At 71.2% G+C, this 16,579-nt stretch carries 16 protein-coding genes; 9 read left to right on the top strand and 7 right to left on the bottom strand.

Translation table 11 applies throughout. The features are described 5' to 3' along the window. Nucleotides 1–13: 13 nt before the first annotated feature. The 3 genes from ACQP0U_RS08255 to ACQP0U_RS08245 all read left to right on the top strand — a co-directional run bounded on the left by ACQP0U_RS08255 (nt 14) and on the right by ACQP0U_RS08245 (nt 2,336). Nucleotides 14–706, top strand: coding sequence for a sigma-70 family RNA polymerase sigma factor (locus ACQP0U_RS08255; RefSeq protein WP_433317195.1), 693 nt, complete (start codon nt 14–16; stop codon nt 704–706). Continuing rightward, nucleotides 703–1,485, top strand: coding sequence for an anti-sigma factor family protein (locus tag ACQP0U_RS08250; RefSeq protein ID WP_433317193.1), 783 nt, complete (start codon nt 703–705; stop codon nt 1,483–1,485). The genes ACQP0U_RS08255 and ACQP0U_RS08250 overlap by 4 nt, the downstream gene beginning before the upstream one ends. 203 nt (nt 1,486–1,688) lie before the next feature. After that, nucleotides 1,689–2,336 (top strand): hypothetical protein, encoded by a 648-nt coding sequence (locus tag ACQP0U_RS08245; protein WP_433317191.1) that lies wholly within the window; start codon nt 1,689–1,691, stop codon nt 2,334–2,336. Between the two features lie 80 nt (nt 2,337–2,416). On the opposite strand, the gene ACQP0U_RS08240 is transcribed toward ACQP0U_RS08245, so the two are convergent. The 3 genes from ACQP0U_RS08240 to ACQP0U_RS08230 all read right to left on the bottom strand — a co-directional run bounded on the left by ACQP0U_RS08240 (nt 2,417) and on the right by ACQP0U_RS08230 (nt 8,788). Then, nucleotides 2,417–4,177: a stealth family protein gene (locus ACQP0U_RS08240; protein ID WP_433317190.1), complete on the bottom strand. Its 1,761-nt coding sequence runs from the start codon at nt 4,175–4,177 to the stop codon at nt 2,417–2,419. Then, the gene (locus ACQP0U_RS08235) at nt 4,174–6,903 is read right to left on the bottom strand and encodes a bifunctional glycosyltransferase/CDP-glycerol:glycerophosphate glycerophosphotransferase (protein ID WP_433317188.1); all 2,730 of its coding nucleotides are present in this window, start codon (nt 6,901–6,903) and stop codon (nt 4,174–4,176) included. Before ACQP0U_RS08235 ends, ACQP0U_RS08240 begins: the two co-directional genes overlap by 4 nt. A 67-nt stretch (nt 6,904–6,970) precedes the next feature. After that, nucleotides 6,971–8,788: a stealth family protein gene (locus tag ACQP0U_RS08230; protein ID WP_433317187.1), complete on the bottom strand. Its 1,818-nt coding sequence runs from the start codon at nt 8,786–8,788 to the stop codon at nt 6,971–6,973. Nucleotides 8,789–9,292: 504 nt separating this feature from the next. Between ACQP0U_RS08230 and ACQP0U_RS08225 the strand changes: the two genes are divergently transcribed. Continuing rightward, nucleotides 9,293–10,213, top strand: coding sequence for a DNA-3-methyladenine glycosylase family protein (locus ACQP0U_RS08225; RefSeq protein WP_433317186.1), 921 nt, complete (start codon nt 9,293–9,295; stop codon nt 10,211–10,213). A gap of 21 nt (nt 10,214–10,234) precedes the next feature. Here ACQP0U_RS08225 and ACQP0U_RS08220 read toward each other — a convergent pair whose 3' ends face one another. Further along, on the bottom strand, nt 10,235–10,738 hold the full coding sequence (locus tag ACQP0U_RS08220; protein WP_433317184.1) for a DUF1990 family protein: 504 nt from the start codon (nt 10,736–10,738) through the stop codon (nt 10,235–10,237). Between the two features lie 96 nt (nt 10,739–10,834). Between ACQP0U_RS08220 and ACQP0U_RS08215 the strand changes: the two genes are divergently transcribed. Beyond that, entirely contained in the window at nt 10,835–11,329 is a 495-nt protein-coding gene (locus tag ACQP0U_RS08215; RefSeq protein ID WP_433317182.1) for a GNAT family N-acetyltransferase, read from the top strand. On the opposite strand, the gene ACQP0U_RS08210 is transcribed toward ACQP0U_RS08215, so the two are convergent. Continuing rightward, nucleotides 11,304–11,726, bottom strand: coding sequence for an SRPBCC family protein (locus tag ACQP0U_RS08210; RefSeq protein WP_433317181.1), 423 nt, complete (start codon nt 11,724–11,726; stop codon nt 11,304–11,306). The two genes, ACQP0U_RS08215 and ACQP0U_RS08210, sit on opposite strands and share 26 nt — an antisense overlap. Before the next feature lie 166 nt (nt 11,727–11,892). After that, a complete protein-coding gene (locus tag ACQP0U_RS08205) occupies nt 11,893–12,105 on the bottom strand; it encodes a hypothetical protein (RefSeq protein ID WP_124858806.1) in 213 nt (70 codons plus the stop codon). Between the two features lie 135 nt (nt 12,106–12,240). Between ACQP0U_RS08205 and ACQP0U_RS08200 the strand changes: the two genes are divergently transcribed. Next, nucleotides 12,241–13,356 carry an ATP-dependent DNA ligase gene (locus ACQP0U_RS08200; protein WP_091400688.1) on the top strand — a complete coding sequence of 372 codons (1,116 nt, stop codon included), beginning with the start codon at nt 12,241–12,243 and terminating at the stop codon, nt 13,354–13,356. 58 nt (nt 13,357–13,414) lie between these two features. Beyond that, the gene (locus ACQP0U_RS08195; RefSeq protein WP_433320699.1) at nt 13,415–14,986 is read left to right on the top strand and encodes an alpha/beta hydrolase; all 1,572 of its coding nucleotides are present in this window, start codon (nt 13,415–13,417) and stop codon (nt 14,984–14,986) included. Here ACQP0U_RS08195 and ACQP0U_RS08190 read toward each other — a convergent pair. Beyond that, nucleotides 14,913–15,425, bottom strand: a complete 513-nt coding sequence (locus tag ACQP0U_RS08190; protein ID WP_433317179.1) for a potassium channel family protein — start codon at nt 15,423–15,425, stop codon at nt 14,913–14,915. The genes ACQP0U_RS08195 and ACQP0U_RS08190 overlap by 74 nt on opposite strands. Before the next feature lie 74 nt (nt 15,426–15,499). On the opposite strand from ACQP0U_RS08190, the gene ACQP0U_RS08185 reads away from it, so the two are divergent. Then, nucleotides 15,500–15,952 carry an N-acetyltransferase family protein gene (locus ACQP0U_RS08185; RefSeq protein WP_433317176.1) on the top strand — a complete coding sequence of 151 codons (453 nt, stop codon included), beginning with the start codon at nt 15,500–15,502 and terminating at the stop codon, nt 15,950–15,952. A gap of 66 nt (nt 15,953–16,018) precedes the next feature. After that, nucleotides 16,019–16,414, top strand: a complete 396-nt coding sequence (locus ACQP0U_RS08180; RefSeq protein WP_433317175.1) for a hypothetical protein — start codon at nt 16,019–16,021, stop codon at nt 16,412–16,414. Nucleotides 16,415–16,579 lie beyond the last annotated feature (165 nt).

Raw genomic sequence — 16,579 nt, 5'->3', positions numbered from 1 at the left:
CCCGGAGGTCTGCATGCACGCGGTGGCGGCCGGTTGGCATGGCGACGCGGTACGCGCTGACTGGTTGTCGACGCGACCCTCGTCACGGTCGACCTCGTCTCCCCGGGGGGTCGACGCACGGGCGTCGACTCGCCAGAATGGTCCGGTGACGCCGCGACCGGCGCCCGGACGCCATCAGGCGACGACAACCGAGGCCAGCCACTCCGACCAGTTGATCCGTCAGCTCTATGCCGAGCACGCCGGCCCGTTGCTGATGTTCGTCATGCGCCTCACCGGGGGGGACCGGCAGCGCGCGGAGGACATCGTCCAGGAGACGCTGCTGCGGGCCTGGCGCAACGCGCACCGCCTGGGCACGCAGGGGCAGGGTTCGCTGCGGCCGTGGTTGGTCACGGTGGCCCGTCGCATCGCCATCGACGAGCACCGCAGCCAGGAGGCCCGGCCGCCGGAGACGTACGACCGGGACCTCACCGCGTTCGCCGAGGCGGACAGCACCGACCGGGTGCTGCGCACGATGACGGTGGCGGACGCGCTGCGTACGCTCAGTCAGTCGCACCGGGAGATCCTGATCTCGACGTACTTCCGGGGGCGGACGGTGCCGGAGGCGGCCGAGGAGTTGGGCCTGCCCCTCGGCACTGCCAAGTCGAGGGTCTACTACGCGCTGCGCGCGCTGCGCACGGCTCTGCAGGAGCGGGGGGTGACAGAATGAGCCGGCCGGACCACATGGACGTCGCGGCGTACGCGCTCGGTGTGCTCGACGAGCAGGACACTGAGCGGTTCGAGGAGCATCTCGCCACCTGCTGGGCCTGCGCGGCCGAGCTGGAGACGATGGTGCCGGTGGTGGGGCTGCTCTCCGACATCGACGGCGAGACGATGATGGCGCTGGAGCAGACGGCGACCGACCCGGCCCTGCTGGATCGGACGCTCGGCGCGGTCCGGGCCGACCGGCGGCGTACCCGGTTTCGTCAGATGCTCGCGACGGCCGCCGCGGTGGTGGTCTTCGGCGGCCTGACCGGCTACGGCTTCGTCAGCGTGGCCGGCAACGAGCAGCCGCCCGGGGTGCTCGCCGAGTCGACGCCGAGCGCGCCCAACGATCCGCCGACGAGCGGGCCGACGGCCGCGCCGAGCGGCCCGGGTGTGGGCGGCACCGAGGAGGAGGGCGACCAGGTCGAGGCGACCGACCCGACCACCGGTGTGCAGACCACCATGTTCCTGGTGACCAAGGACTACGGCACCCGGATCAATTTCAGCCTGCGGAAGCTGCCCGGCCCACGGACCTGCCGACTGGTGGTGGTGCGCAAGAACGCCAGCACCGAGGTCATCTCGACCTGGTCGGTGCCGGAGAGCGGCTACGGCACCAACACCCGACCGCAGGGTCTCGAACTGAGCGCCTCGACGTCGGCTCTGGCCGCTGACATCAAGCAGTTGCAGGTGCAGTCGGTGGATGCCAACGGAGTGGCGAGCCCGCTGGTCACCGTACCCATGTAAGCGTTCCCGCCGTATCGGCGCCGGTCATTGTCACAATGACCGGCGCCGATCTGTCGTTGCGGGAAACACTCCTCGCGGGGGCGTACGTATCGCGACCAGAAACGGTTCAATCGGTTTACGTGAAATTGACCACTGTTACTACTTCAACCTTGACAGCCTGCCCGCCGTACCTATGGGTGAACTGTCAAGAATGAGGAGGGCACGTGGCACAGATGAAGCGGACCGTCATCGTCGCGAGCGCGATGGTCGCACTAACGGCCTGCGCTCCCGCGGGTTACGACGGGGCGAACTCGAGCGCGGCCGAGCCGGTCGCCGTCGCCGCGGCCGAGCCCACCGCGACGGTTGAACCTGAGGCCTCGGCATCCGCGGAGGCGCCCGCCGCCGACGCCCCGCCCGCGGACGTCGACCTGACCGAGAAGTTGGTCGGCAAGAGCGTCGCCCGGATGGGCAAGGTGGTCACCGACCAGGACGGCTGGATCCTGTACCGCTTCGACAAGGACACCGCCGACCCGCCGTCGTCGAACTGCGTCGACAAGTGCGCCGAGGTGTGGCCCCCGGCCCTGACCGATGGCAACCCGGAGCTCACCGGCGTCTCCGACGACAAGGTCGGCAGCGTGACCCGGCAGGACGGCACCCGTCAGCTCACCGTCGGCGGCTGGCCGGTCTACCGCTACATCGGCGACAAGAAGCCCGGCCAGTGGAAGGGCCAGGCTGTCGGTGGCACCTGGTTCGTGGTCCAGCCGGACGGCAAGAAGAACCTGAGCTGCCTGCCCAAGGGCACGCCGAAGGCGGTCGCACCGCCGGCGGACAGCGGCACGAGCGACGCCGGCGGCTCGGGCTACTCGTACTGAGCCCGATCGCCCACAGGGGCACGGTGGTCGGTCGTCGCCGGGGAGGGCGCGACCGGCCACCGTCGTGTCCGGGGGGTGGGTCAGGCTCGTTCCCACGGGCTCGGCACCGGGAAGTACGTCTCCAGGAACGGGATGAGCAGCGCCAACTGCCCGTCGAGGTCCTCCTCGACGGAGAACGCGTCGTTCAGGCAGAACACCTGCCGATCCCGACGGGCGAGCAGGTGCGCCAGCCGGGCGGGTGTGTCCGGGTGGGACAGCTCGGCGATGGTGTACCGCAGGTTCCCCGGCGCCGCGCGACAGGTGTGGAACGCGTAGTAGTGGTGCAGCGACGAGGCGACCGAGATGTCGTCCATGCTGCGGAACTGACTCGCCGCGGTCCGCTGGTACTGCTGCGGGAACGCCTGCTCGATCTCCTGGAGCACGCTCCGCCGCAGCGCGTGCGGCATGTGCTTCATCTTCTGGGTCAGCACGGTGCCGAACCGCTCCGCGATCAACGCCCGGTTGTTCTTCCCGGCCGCCGACGACGGGATGTCCCCGGCGGTGGGTGGGCCCGGCGGCACCAGCGCCGGCGAGGGGAAGAACCGGGAGATGCCGTTGGCCAGGAAGAAGTCCTGGGGCAGCACCTCGGTGCCGAGGAAGACGTCGTCGTTGAAGTACAGGAAGTGCTCGGAGAGCCCGTCGATGTGGTGCAGTTGACTCTCGATGGCGTGCGAGTTGTACGTCGGCAGCACCGACGGGTCGGCGAAGATCTCCCGATGGCTGACCACCCGCAGCCCGGCGGCGGACGGGTCCAGCCAGGCCGGCACCTGGTCGTCGGTCACCACGTAGACATTGCGTACCCAGGGCGCGAACAGGTGCAGCGACCGGAGTGAGTAGCGCAGTTCGTCGCGGCTGAGGAAGCGGGCCGCGTTCGCCGCCTCCGCGTGGTACGGCACCCCGGCCACCTCGGCCCGTCGGCGTAGCCAGGCCGGGTCGGTGCCGTCTACCCAGGTGTAGACCACGTCGACCGGGAACGGCACGTCGTCGGGGCGCGGCGCGGCGAACTCCGGACGGGTCCAGGCGGTCGCGGGCGCGGCGGCGGGCGCCAGGCCGGTGAACCGCGACTCCGGTACGAGGACCAGCGGCGTCGTCACCGTCACCTGTTCGGCGACGGCGTTGGGTCGCGGCGCGACGAGCGTGTCACCCTCCCGGGTCCAGAACTCGACATCGCATCCGTACGCCTGCCCCAGCACCAGCCGCCGCTGGGGGTCCGTCCAGTACCAGGTCAGCCGCAACACCGGGGCGTCCGCCAGGCGGTCCCAGGTCTTCGGTTCGAACCCGGCGGCCGGCTGCCCGGTGCCGTCCGGCAGGCAGACGTAGCCGGGGACCCGACCACAGGCGGCGGCCAGTGCGCCGTACGCCCGGGCGCGGTGCGCGGCGTCGACGGCGACCACCGACGAGCGGTGGGTTTCGCCGCGTACCCGGAAGTGGGGTACGCCGGCCTCGTCGAGCGCCGCCGTCACCGCTGTGAGATTGTCCAGCCGCGCCAGCAGGGGTGTGACAGTCGCCCCGATCCGGGCCACCCTTGGTCCCCGGTCGGCGGTGACGACCACGCGGTCCGCGCCGGCCAGCAACTCCGGCTGGCGGCGGGCCAACCGTTCGCCCCGGCGCTCGGAGAGGTGACCGTCCCGCGCGGCCCGGGCGACCCACTGCTTCAGCTGGTGCCGGGCCCGGGGGCTCACCTTCGTCGCGATGGCACGGCGGGTCTGCGGGCTCAGCACCCGGCGGTACACCTCCACGAACCCGGTGGGTTCGGCCAGCGCGCGGGGTGGCTCCCCCGGCGGGGGCGTCAGGCCGGTCACCGCTGCGGGCCCGGCAGCGCCGCGATGGCGGCGGCCACCCGCTTGGAGTTGTCGCGGTCCTGCGTGACGAAGAAGTCCGTCGCCCGACGGGTGTACTCCTCCTCACGGACGCACCCGTTCTCCAGGTACCTGATGATCGCGTCCACCGTCTCCGACGCGTTCTCGCAGACCGGGCCGAAACCGTCCTCCCGGTGCTCGAAGTACCCCTTCTTGTAGCCGCCGATCGTCCAGAACTCCTCCGCGTCGAACTGCGCGTAGATCAGCGGGGTGCCGAGGTAGGCGACGTCGCAGGCCGTGGAGGAGTAGTCGGTGATGAACAGGTCGCACTGGCGCAGCGCGTCCTGCACGGTCCGGTTGGTCTGGTCAGCCATCGCGAAGCAGTCGTCGGTCGGCACGAGCCCGGCCAGCAGCGAGCGCATCTCGTAGTGCGGCAGGAGTTCGAGGGTGTACCCGTGCTGTCGCAGCGCCTGCCGCAACCGCTCGTCGCCGAACAACTCGGCGAGGAACACCTGGTAGGCGGAGCCCTCGAAGGCGACACGAGGCCGGGCCGCCTTGTTGTAGGACGGGGTGACGAGGTAGGTACGCCAGGTCGGCATGAACAGGATGCGACGTCGGCCCCGGTCCGGAGTCAACGCGTCGAAACGGGGCAGGCCCGTGTTCGCCACCATGTCGCCGTAGTCGAGATCCTTCGCCACGTACTCGGCCTCTCGGTCGGCCGAGGTCACGAAGAGGTCGAAGGAGGCCCGCCCACGGTGTACGCCGGCGCTGACGTCCTTCTCGATGACCCCGTGGTCGAGGAACACCCGGGTGGGGGCGATCCGCCAGTTCAGGTGCTTGAGGAAGGGCGACCGCTCCCAACTCGCCGGCAGCATGTAGGAGTCGATGTCGTACGAGTTGATCAGCTTGGTGGCGTGCAACATCAGGAACTTGTGCCGGAACGACCCGTGGGTGACGACGTTGCCCAACCCCTGCAACCGGTGCCGGTCCGGGCTCTCCTTCGCCAGCAGGTAGTACACGTTGCGCCGACGCTCCACCTGCCGCAGGTGCCGGAACAGGTGCGAGGAGTTGTCCTGCGCGGTGTCGGTGCGCTCGCCGACCAGCCACACGTCGCGCCGGCTCATCAGCGGAGCGGTGAGCGTACGCAGGAGTCGCTGTTTCCAGAACGGGCCCCGGGAGGCCGCGTGCCGCAGGTCCTTACGGAGCATCAGACGTCGCCACCGGCGCTGCCCGGCCACTCCGGCCTTCCGCTGGACCAGCAGCTCCGCGTTCTCCCGTCCGGTGAAGGTGGGCAGGACCCGAATGTTGCCGGCCAGCTTCATGGTGGCGTCGCGCAGGTAGGCCGCCGAGATCAGGCACTGCCGGGAGGCCTGCCCGGTCGCGGTCATGAACACCAGCCGCAGCGAGTGCTGGCCACCGCGGAGCTTGCCGATCGGGAGTTCGGCCGAGAAGCCCGACCACTCCCGGTCGTCGTCCCCGGCCTTGAGGTCCGCCCGCCGGTCGGCGGTGACCGGCACGGTGAGGCTGCTGCCCCGCACCCGCAGACCCATGGCCGTGCTCAGCGGAGCACGCATCGGCAGACCGTTGACCACCAGGTGTCCGGAGACCTTGAGCGTCTCCCCCGACGACGTGAGTCGTGTCTGCTCCAACCGCACCCCGACCGATGTCACCTTGGTCAGCGGGAGCAGCGCCGGCGTCACCGGGTAGTCGAGGTGCAGGTCACCGCCGCAGGCGACGACCCCCCGCAGCCGCTGCCAGGGGCGTGCGAACAACTCGAAGTCGTACAACTTGAACGCCAGGTACGGGACGCGGTGCCGGGTGTCGATCGTCCAGTGGGCGATGAAGGCGGGATCGATGTCCTGGTAGATCCGGGTGCACTTCTCGAAGATCTTCCACAGGTCCGCGTCCTCGAAGAGGGTGTGCGCCCGCATGGCGAAGCCCTGGTAGCTGCGGACGAGCCACCGTTCGAGCACCTCGCGGCGGAACACGTCCAGGTCGGGTCGCAGGTCGGCCAGGGTTTCGCACAGCTCCAGGTGATCCCAGAAGTTCTGCTCCCGGACGAAGAGGTTGTCCATGATGGAGCTGCTGACCGCGCGCTTGCGGTACTGGTAGACGACAGTGTCGACGAGGGCGATGCGCTCGGCCTTGAGCAGCATCGGGATGGCCAGGAAGGCGTCCTCGAAGTGGACGCCCTCGCGGAACCGCAGACCGTGCTGGCGCAGTTGGGCAAGGTCGTACAGCTTGTGGCACGGGCCGGCGTCGAAGATCAGATCCGGCGCGTCGACGACCGTCTCCAGCAGCCGGTCGCCCTTGCCGAACGGCTTCTTCCAGAGGAACGCCGTCGGCTTCGGGAAGGTGTCCATGTCGCCGATGGCGATGCTCGCCTTGTGGGTCACGATCGCCTTGAGCAGCACCTCGATGGCGCGCGGCGGCAACAGGTCGTCGGAGTCGACGAACGCCACGTACGGGGTGTCGGCCAGGTCGAGCGCCAGGTTACGGGCCGCCCCCGGCCCGCTGTTGCGCTGCTGCAGGGCTGTCACGTTCGGGTGCTCCGCGGCGAACTGCTTGGCCAGCAGGTCGGAGCCGTCGGTGCTGCCGTCGTCGACGAGGATGACGTGGCAGGTGCTGAAGACGGTCTGCGCCTCGATCGACTCGAGTGTCTCGGGCAGGTAGTCCGCGACGTTGTAGACCGGAACGATGATCGTGACCTGCGGGGCGGGGTCTACCACTCTGGACTCCACTGGAGAGGGTGCGGAAAACGCGGGCGGAACATCGGCACGCCGGGCGGGAACGGGCTCACTCGTCGCGCCCGAGCAGGACGGCCTTGAAGTCGGTGACCGTGTTGAGCATGTTGTTCGGCATGGTGGGCGCGTCGATCGGGGCGCCGCGACGGGCATCCAGCACCGGGCGGTACGAGCGCCGCCACAGCTCACCGGCTCCCACGCTCCGCCGCTCCGCCACCACGTCGTCAGGTAGCTCGAACGGGGCGGGGAAGGGCAGGTAGCGCGGCAGGAAGTCGGCCAGCATCCTCTCCTGCTCGGCGAACGACCGAGGGTCGGAGTCGGTGTCGTTGAGGCAGAAGACGTCGCGGTGCCGGCGGGCCAGCAGCTCGGCCAGCCGGGCGGGGGTCGAGGGGTGACCCAGGTCGGCGTACTCGTACTCGATGTCGCCGGGGACGGCCTGCGCGGTCAGGAACGCCCAGTACTGGTGCAGCGACGACGGGATGGACAGGTCGCCGTGGTGCCGGAACCGGTGCCGCGCGGTGGCCATCACCTCGTCCGGCAGCATGCCCTCGATCTGCTGCATGATGCTGCGGCGCAGCGCGAACGGGGTGTGCTTCATCTTCTGCGTGATGGTCACGCCGAACTGCCGCTGGATGTGCCGACGGTTGTTCTTCCCGGCGGCCTTCACCGGCGGGTCCTCCGGCTTCGCCTCCCCCAGGCCGAACTGGGCCGGCGACGGGAAGAACTTCGCGATCCCGTTGGCGTGGAAGAAGTGGTTGGGCAACAGCGGACGACCGAGGAACACGTCGTCGTTGAGGTAGAGGAAGTGCTCGGCCAAGCCGTCGATGCGGTGCAGCCGGGACTCGATGGCGTGCGAGTTGTACGACGACCGGCCGCCGAGGTCGGCGAAGAGTTCGGCGTGCGAGATGACCGTGATCATCGGGTGGCTCGGGTCGAGCCAGCTCGGCAGTTGACTGTCGGTGATCAGGAAGATCCGCCGCAGCCAGGGCGCGAAGCCGTGCAGCGACCGCAACGAATACCGCAGCTCGTCGCGGTTGTGGTAGCGCGAGGAGTTCGCGGCTACCGCGTGCAACGGGCCGTCGGGGGCGCCGAGCGCCAGTGACTTCCGCTTCAGCCACTGCGGGTCGGAGCCGTCGACCCAGGTGTAGACGGCGTCGATCGGGAAGCCGACCCGGTCCGGCGCTCGGACGGCCAGGTCTCGGCGGGTGCCGTAGGTGTGGTCGTCGGCCTCGGGCACGAAGTGGCTCATCAGCGCCGCCGCCACCCGGACCGGCTGGGCCCGGGCGGGCGCCTCGTCGACGACCCCGTTGCGCCGAGGAGCGCGGACCATGTCGCCGTGCCGGCTCCAGAACTCGATCTCACACGCGAACTGGGCACCGAGGACCACGCCGGCGCGGGTATCGGTCACCGGGAAGCAGACCCGGATCACCTCGGTCGGGGCGACGTCCGGTTGGTCGCGACGGGGCTGGACCTGCACCACCCGGACGTCGGCGCCGGCCAGTGCCGGCGCGGAGCGGATGAGGCGTTGCACCGCCGACCGTTGGTCGTCGAGGACCGCGACGGTGCTGCGCAGGTGGTCGTCGTTACGGATGCAGTGGTATTCGATGCCGGCGGCGTGCAGCGCGGTGGTGACGGCGGTGAGGTTGCGATGCCACTGCCCCAACGGCGTCGCCGCGGCGACGACCTCGGCCCGGGTTCGAACGCCGCCGTCGGTCAGGGCCACCCGGGCGCCGAGGGGATGCACTGTGTCGCCGCCGCGCGGCCGGGAGAGCGTCTGCACCAGGCCGATCCGCCGGTGCGCGGGCAGCAGACCCAGCAGCCGCCGCCGTGCCGACGACGGCAGGAGTCGGTAGATCTTCAGCGCGATCATGCGGTCGGCCGTCCGCTCGGTACGGCCGCCTCGTCAGCGGGCACCCGTCAGCCCTGCGGACGGGTAGCGGGCTGGCGTCCCACTCGCGATGATTCGGCAAACACTCGTGCAGCCATCACTGCATGCCCTTCCACAGATCCCCCGTTGACACCGCGTGACGATCTGGCATCGGCCGCACGCCGCCTGGTGGCGGCTGTCGACGGACACCGATCTCCGGGCCGGACCGCGTTCTTCCGTGCGCGGGAAGGGAACTGGCCGCCGCAGGTGGCCCGGGGCAGTGTGTTTACCTGCAGGCCATCAAACAACCACATGATCGATACCTGGCCCACCACCAAAAATGGCATAAGGGCGCTATGCGCCTATTCGCCGAAATAATCCTGGCCATTCGGGTGGTTCAACGACACCGGGACGGTCGGCCGAACGTGCCCTCGCGAAGCTCCTCAATCCCGCGCGGGACCGGTACAGCGGTCGCCAGCCCGTACCGTGACCTGGCAGAGTAGCGGGGTGACCGATACCGGACCCGCCGCGACCAGGGTGCTGCACCCACCTGTCGGCTACCGGCTGGCCGCCTCGGTCCGCGCGCTCACCTTCAGCCCGTACGACCCGTGCGCCCGGGTGGCAGCCGGCACCTTCTGGTGGGCCACCCGCACCCCGGACGGCCCGGCCACGCTCGCGCTGCGACCGGCCGCCGGCGAGTTGCTCGCGGAGGGATACGGGCCCGGTGCCGAGCACGTCCTCGCCCGCGCCGACGCGATCGCGGGGCTGCGCGACGACCTGACCGGCTTCGCCGAGCTGGCCGCGACGCACCCGCTGGTCGCCCAGCTGGCCCGGGAGCACCGGGGGCTCCGGATGCCCGCCACCGGGCAGATCTTCCCCCGGCTGCTGCGCGCGGTCTTCGAGCAGAAGGTCACCGGCAAGGAGGCCTACCGGGCGTATTCGGCGACGGTGCGGCACTTCCGGGACCCGGCTCCGGGCCCGCTACAGCCGCTGCTCCTGCCGCCCGAGGCCGCCGCGGTGGCCGCCACCCCGTACTGGGTGTTCCACAGGTTCGGGGTGGAGCAGCGTCGGGCCGACACGCTCCGTCGCGCCGCGGCGCTCGCCGACCGCCTGGAGCGCAGCACCGACGCCACCGACGCCACCCGCCGGTTGACCGCGATCCCCGGCATCGGGCCGTGGACGGCCGCCGAGGTGGTCCGGATCGCGTACGGGGACCCGGACGCGGTGAGCGTCGGCGACTACCACATCCCGAACACGGTGGCCTGGGCGCTCGCCGGCGAACCGCGAGGCGACGACGCCCGGATGGTGGCCCTGCTGGAGCCGTTCCGGGGTCACCGGGGCCGGGTGTGTCTGCTGCTGGAGGCGGCCGGCATCCGGGCACCGAAGTACGGCCCGCGCGCCCCGATCCGCTCGTTCGCCCGGTTCTGAGAACTCTCCGCCGGACGGCCGTCAGCGAGCCGCGCAGAGCCGACGCAGGGTGTGGCCGAGCCACCAGGCGTACGTGTGCTGCACGGCCCGAACCGCCGGGCCTCCCGCTCGGGTGAACCAGCGGTCCGGCAGGCTGAACGCGCGGACCTCGAACCAGACCGCGCCGGCGTCGTCGCGGCCGACCTCGAACGCCTCCTCGCCGCGCTCCGGGTGGCCCGGCAGGGTGCCGTAGCCGAAACCGGCGAGCGTGGGCGAGTCAGCACTCCAAACCACCTGGCACGGCCCCCAGACGCGGGCCGGACCGACACCGAGGCCGGCGGTCACCAGCACGCCGTCGGCGGCCCGCGCGGCATCGGTGCGCATCCGGACGCCGGCGGCGCGGTGCAGCCGCCAACTCAGCACCGCGTCGGCGGCGGTCTCGAAGCAGCCCCCGGGCAACGGATACCGGTGGCGCAGGTGGTGGTACCCGCCGGGCAACGGCCCGTGCCGGGTCGACCCCACCTCCGGGTACGTCAGCTCGGGCACCGTTCCCCCTCGACCTCGACCGGACACCGGCCAGGGTACGGCCGGTGCGGTCGGGTCGCCCGTCGATGGCGGCGGCGGCTGTGGTGTGCTGCCCGGATGAACGCCGAGGCGAGCATCGTCCCGGCCGGTGTCGTGGACGCCGGCGAGATCCTCACCGTGCAGCGCGCCGCGTACCTGAGCGAGGCGCAGCACTACGCCGACCCGTTCCTGCCTCCGCTGACCGAGACGCTGGACGAGGTCACGGCGGTGCTGGCCGGACCGAGCATCGTGCTCGCCGCCCGGTTGGGGGCCCGGCTGGTCGGCTCGGTGCGGGCCCACCTGGTCGGGGACACCGCGCACGTCGGCCGGCTGTCGGTCGCCCCGGACCAGCAGGGGCGGGGCCTCGGAGCGCAGTTGCTCACCGCCGTCGAGCGGGCCTGCGCCGGCCGGGCGGCCCGGTTCACCCTGTTCACCGGCGCGGACAGCGCGCGCAACCTGCGGCTGTACCAGCGGCACGGCTACCGGATCGTGGCGCACCGCCCCGACCCGAACGGCATCTCGTTGGCCGTGCTGGAGAAGCCTGCCGTCAGCCCCGCTCGCAGCGACGCCTGAGGCCGTCGGCCTCCATCCGCACGTAGCGGCGGAACAGCTCCCCGTACAGCCAGCCGATCAGGCCGGCCAGCGGACCGGACTGGTTGATGACGAGCTCGACGCGGGTACGCCCGTCGGGCTGCGGCAGCAGCCGGTGCTCTCCCGTGGTCCGCACCCCCGGCGCGTCGGAGACCCAGGTGAACTCGCGCCGTTCGGTCAGCTCGGTGACCCGCCAGACCGCCGGCCGCAGCTTCGGCTGGGTCAGGCGTGCGGTCGCGCCGACGGCAAGCGGCCCCGGCTCTCCCCGCTCGGCCCGGGTGACCGAGTCCGTCCACTCCGGCCAGCGCGGCACGTCGACCAGCACCGCCCACACCCGTTCGGCATCCGCGGCGATCTCGGTATCGGCCTCGAACCGCATGGTGTCCCCTCCCCCGTGGTGGCTCCGGACGGCGCCGCCACGGTTGCAGACGAGGCCGCCGGGAGCATTGTGACACCGGCGTCCGATCCCGTCCGTCCCTCCTGAGTGGAGGTTGACCAGGCCTGGCAGCCGGTAGCTCCCGGCCGCACACCGCCCGCCACGCGGATCAGGCGGCCTCGCGCAGGTCGGCCAGAGTGAGCGGGGTACGCCGACGCAGCAACTCCTCCAGCTCCGGCACCGAACCGACCTCGCCGAGCACGTTCCGGCCGCCGCCGAACCGCTCGGGGTAGCGGCGGGTCAGCCGGAAGCGGTAGCGGCCCCGGATCAGCTCGACGCTCACCCGCCACCGCCCGCAGCAGTCGCAGACCCACTCGGACACCTCGTGAAAGTAGCTCTGACCTGGGGTTATTCGATTCGCCCGGTCGGGACGAGCGACGCGTGGGCGGACACGCCGCCCCGGCACTCACGGTGATCTGCCTCACGACTGTCGGCACCGTCTGATTGACTGGTCGGCGTGGACCTGCCGATCAACCCGCCGGTCGAGCCGATGCTGGCCAAGAGCGTTCCCAAGCTGCCCACCACCCCCGGGGTGACCTACGAGCCCAAATGGGACGGGTTCCGGTGCATCGTGTTCCGCGACGGCGACGAGGTCGAGTTGGCCAGCCGGGGCGGCAAGTCGATGACCCGCTACTTCCCCGAGGTTGTCGAGCAGGCCCGCCGGCAGCTGCCGGAGCGGTGCGCTGTCGACGGGGAGCTGATCGTGATTCGGCGCGACGGGCCGAGCGGCCAGCCCCGGCTGGATTTCGAGCTGCTGGCCCAGCGCGTCCACCCGGCCGCGTCCCGGGTGAAGATGCTGGCCGAGACCACCCCGGCCGACTTCGTCGCGTTCGACCTGCTGGCGATCGGTGACGAGGCGCTGCTCGACCAGCCCTACCCGCGCCGCCGGGAGCGGCTGGTCGAGGCGCTGGCCGGGGTGCGCCCGCCGGTGCACGTCACCCAGGTCACCACCGATCCGGACACCGCGCGCCGCTGGTTCGACGTCTTCGAGGGCGCCGGGCTGGACGGTTTGATCGTCAAGCCGGCCGACCTGCCGTACGAGCCGGGCAAGCGACTGATGTTCAAGGTCAAGCACGCCCGCACCGCGGACGCGGTGGTGGCCGGCTTCCGCTGGCACAAGTCCGGCCCGGTGGTGGGTTCGCTGCTGCTCGGCCTGTACGACGACGCCGGGGTCCTGCACCACGTGGGCGTCAGCGCGTCGTTCAGCATGGCCCGCCGTGCCGAGTTGCTCGACGAGCTGGCGCCCTATCGGGACATCGGGGGCGAGCACCCGTGGGTGCACGGCGACCACGAGCGTGGCCAACGCATTCCGGGTGGGGTGAGCCGGTGGACCGGCACGAAGAACCTGGAGTGGGAGCCGGTGCGCCCGGAGCTGGTGGTCGAGGTGGGCTACGACGCGATGGAGGGCGAACGGTTCCGGCACACCGCCCAGTTCGTTCGTTGGCGTCCGGACCGCGACCCCCGCTCCTGCCGTTACGACCAGCTCGACCGGCCGATCCGCTTCGACGTGGACCAGGTGCTGCGCGGCGACCCGACGGCCACCGTGGACCGAGCCGCCACCGGCTCGGCGTAGCCTGGCCGTCGACCCGATCCCGGAGGACCACGTGACCCGCACCGCCGACCAGCCTCGGATGGCGACCAGCCGCCGGGTCCGTCGCACTCTGGCCGCCTTCGGCGTCGCCGCGCTGCTCACCGCCGGCTGCACGCTGCCGGCGTTCGCGCCGCGCACCGAAGTGGAGGGCGCGGCCGCCCCGACCGGCAGCGCACCGACCTGGCGGCCCTGCCCGGAGGTGCCCGACGAGTTGGTCGGGCGAAGCGCACCGAACATGCGCTACGAGTGCACCCGGATCGCTGTGCCCCGCGACTGGGGCACCGGCGGCGGGCCGAGCGCCGGCCCGGGCGCCGGGCAGACCTTCGAGATCGCCCTGCTGCGCGCCCGGTCGACGAAGCAGCGCGACCGGGTGGGCTCACTGGTGGTCAACCCGGGCGGGCCGGGTGGCTCCGGCGTCGACACCGCCGTCTACCTCTCCTTCGGCCCCCAGTTCGGCGGTCTGCCCGCCTCAATCACCGAGCGCTTCGACATCGTCGGCTTCGACCCGCGCGGGGTCTCCCGGTCCAGCCCGGTGAAGTGCATCTCCGACGCCGACCTGGACGCCAGCTTCGGCTTCGACCCGGACCCGGCGAGTCAGTCGGCATTCGACGGTTTCGTCGGCCTGAGCCAGCGGATCGGGCGCGGCTGCGGCGATCGTTACGGCGACCAGTTGCCGCTGTACGGCACCGAGCAGGCCGCCCGCGACATGGACGCGGTCCGCGCCGCCGTGGGCGACGACAAGCTCACCTACCTGGGCTACTCCTACGGCACCCTGCTCGGTGCCACGTACGCCCAGCTCTACCCGCAGCGGGTGCGGGCGCTGGTGCTCGACGGGGCGGTCGACCCGCAGCAGCGGCTGGTCGAGGGCTCGGAGAGCCAGGCCCGTGGCTTCGAACGGGCCTTCACCAACTTCACCCGCTGGTGTGCGGCGAACGCCGGCCGCTGTCCGATCGCTCCGGACGCACGCGCCGCGGTCACCTCGGCCATCGACAAGGCCAAGGTCTCCCCGGTACGCGGCGCCGACGGGCGGGAGGCCACCGCCGGCTGGGTGTTCTACGCGGTCATCTCCTCGCTCTACACCGAATCCGGCTGGCAGGAGCTGGCCCAGGCGATCGACAAGCTGGCCGAGGGCGACCCGAAGGACGTGTTCCGGCTCGCCGACGCGTACGCCGGCCGGGAGGACGACGGGCACTACTCGAACCTGTTCGACGCCAACCTGGCCATCAACTGCGCCGACGAGACGGAGAAGCCGAGCCGGGCGCAGATCCGGCAGTTGCAGTCCGAGTGGCGCGGAAAATACCCGCTGTTCGGGCCGGCGTTGGCGGTCGGCATGTTGAGCTGCGTCGAGTGGCCGGGCGGGCGTGACCCGTACCCGACCGGCAAGGCGAACGGCGCACCGCCGATCGTGGTGGTCGGCACCACCGGCGACCCGGCGACTCCGTACGAGCAGACCCCACGGCTCGCGTCGATGCTGGGCGTCGGTCGGGTGCTGACCTGGGAGGGCGAGGGGCACACCGCGTACCCGCAGACGTCCTGCATCACCAACGCGGTCGACGCCTACCTGCTCGACCTGACGGTCCCTCGGGAGGGCCTGCGCTGCCCGCCCCGCTGACCGGCCGAGTCGGCGGCAGCGCGGGCACCTCGATCCCCTGTCGGGCGGCCAACTCCTCCAGCAGCGCCCGCATCCGGCGCACGTCGGCCTTGAGCTGCTCCTGCTCCTCATGCTCGAAGGCGTCGTCGTCGACGATCAACCGGCTCGCGAAGTGCGCGGTGATCAGCGGGATGACCAGCAGGACCATTGTCGAGATGAGCAGCGCGGCCAGCGTCCGGCCGGCCCAGGTGGTCGGCGAGATGTCGCCGTACCCGACGGTGGAGGCGGTCACCACCGCCCACCAGACGGCGTCGGCCGGGCTGCGCTCCTCGACCTCCCCGTAGATGACCCCGGCGACCACGATCATCAGCAGGTACGAGGTGATCAGCGTGCGGGGCGAGTTGGCGAACCACACCAACGCCCGGTAGATCCAGCGGAACGGCAGCAGCACAAGCTCCATGCCGCCCCATGCTGCCCGTTGCCCGCAACCGGCACCGACCCATTCGCCGGTTTCGCTGTGCCAGGATCACCAGCATGAGCGACGTGATCTACCGGGAGGCGGTCCGGGCTGACCTGCCCGCCGTCATCGCCCTGCTCGCCGACGACGTTCTGGGCAAGGCCCGCGACTTCACCGAGGTCGACGAGGCGTACGAGAGGGCGTTCGCCGCCATCGACGCGGACCCGCGCAACCAGCTGATCGTGGCCGAGCAGGCCGGCGACCTCGTCGGTTGCCTGCAGATCACCTACATCCCCGGCCTGGGTCGGCACGGCAGCGAGCGATCGTTGATCGAGTCGGTCCGGGTCCGCTCCGACCGGCGTGGCCAGGGTCTGGGCCGGGACCTGATGACCTGGGCGGTCGACCAGGCCCGGCAGCGCGGCTGCGCGCTGGTGCAGCTCACCACCGACAAGACCCGCCAGGACGCGCACCGCTTCTATGTGAGCCTCGGCTTCGTGGCCAGCCACGAGGGCATGAAGCTCCCGCTCTGAGCCGGCGTCACGCCCCCACCCGGCGGGGGCAGCGGGGGTCGCCCCGACCGGGTTACGTTCGCTGCCATGAGCAGGCCGACCATGCCCGACGCCGCACCGTCGCGCCCGCCCTGGCGGCAGACTGGATCGGCGCTCCTGGCGGTCGGCGTCCTCCTGCTCGTCGTCGCGTTCTGGCTGCCCGCCTGGCGCAGTGTCTACCTGGACCGGACGGATACCACTGCGGGTTCGAAGGTGCTCGGCTGGGCGCTGCCCGTGCTCGCCTGCGGCAGCATCACCGGGACGTACTGGTATTTCAAGGCCGAGGACCCCTACGTCGAACACGAGTTGATCTCGACCGGGCCGGGCGTCGGTCTTCTCCTCGCGCTGCTGGCCTGTCTGCTGATCCCGCTCGCCGGATCCCTTCCGGACGGCCAGAAACGCACCGACCGGCGCGACCATGACCGGCCTGACCAGACGCAGTAGGGAAACGTCCTTGTCCTACCGCCGTACAAACGCTGTGGAGCTGATGTCGTAGACGAGTCACCGTCCGGCGATTCGTTTACGACATCAGCTCCACAGCGAGCGCGACAGCTCCACAGCGAGCGCGACCACCATCCGTCGCCCGACCACCCGTCGCCCGACCACCCG

The organism is Micromonospora sp. CA-269861, assembly GCF_050948505.1.
In the GTDB taxonomy this organism is placed as follows: Bacteria; Actinomycetota; Actinomycetes; order Mycobacteriales; family Micromonosporaceae; genus Micromonospora.
This window is presented reverse-complemented; position numbering and strand designations above follow the sequence as displayed.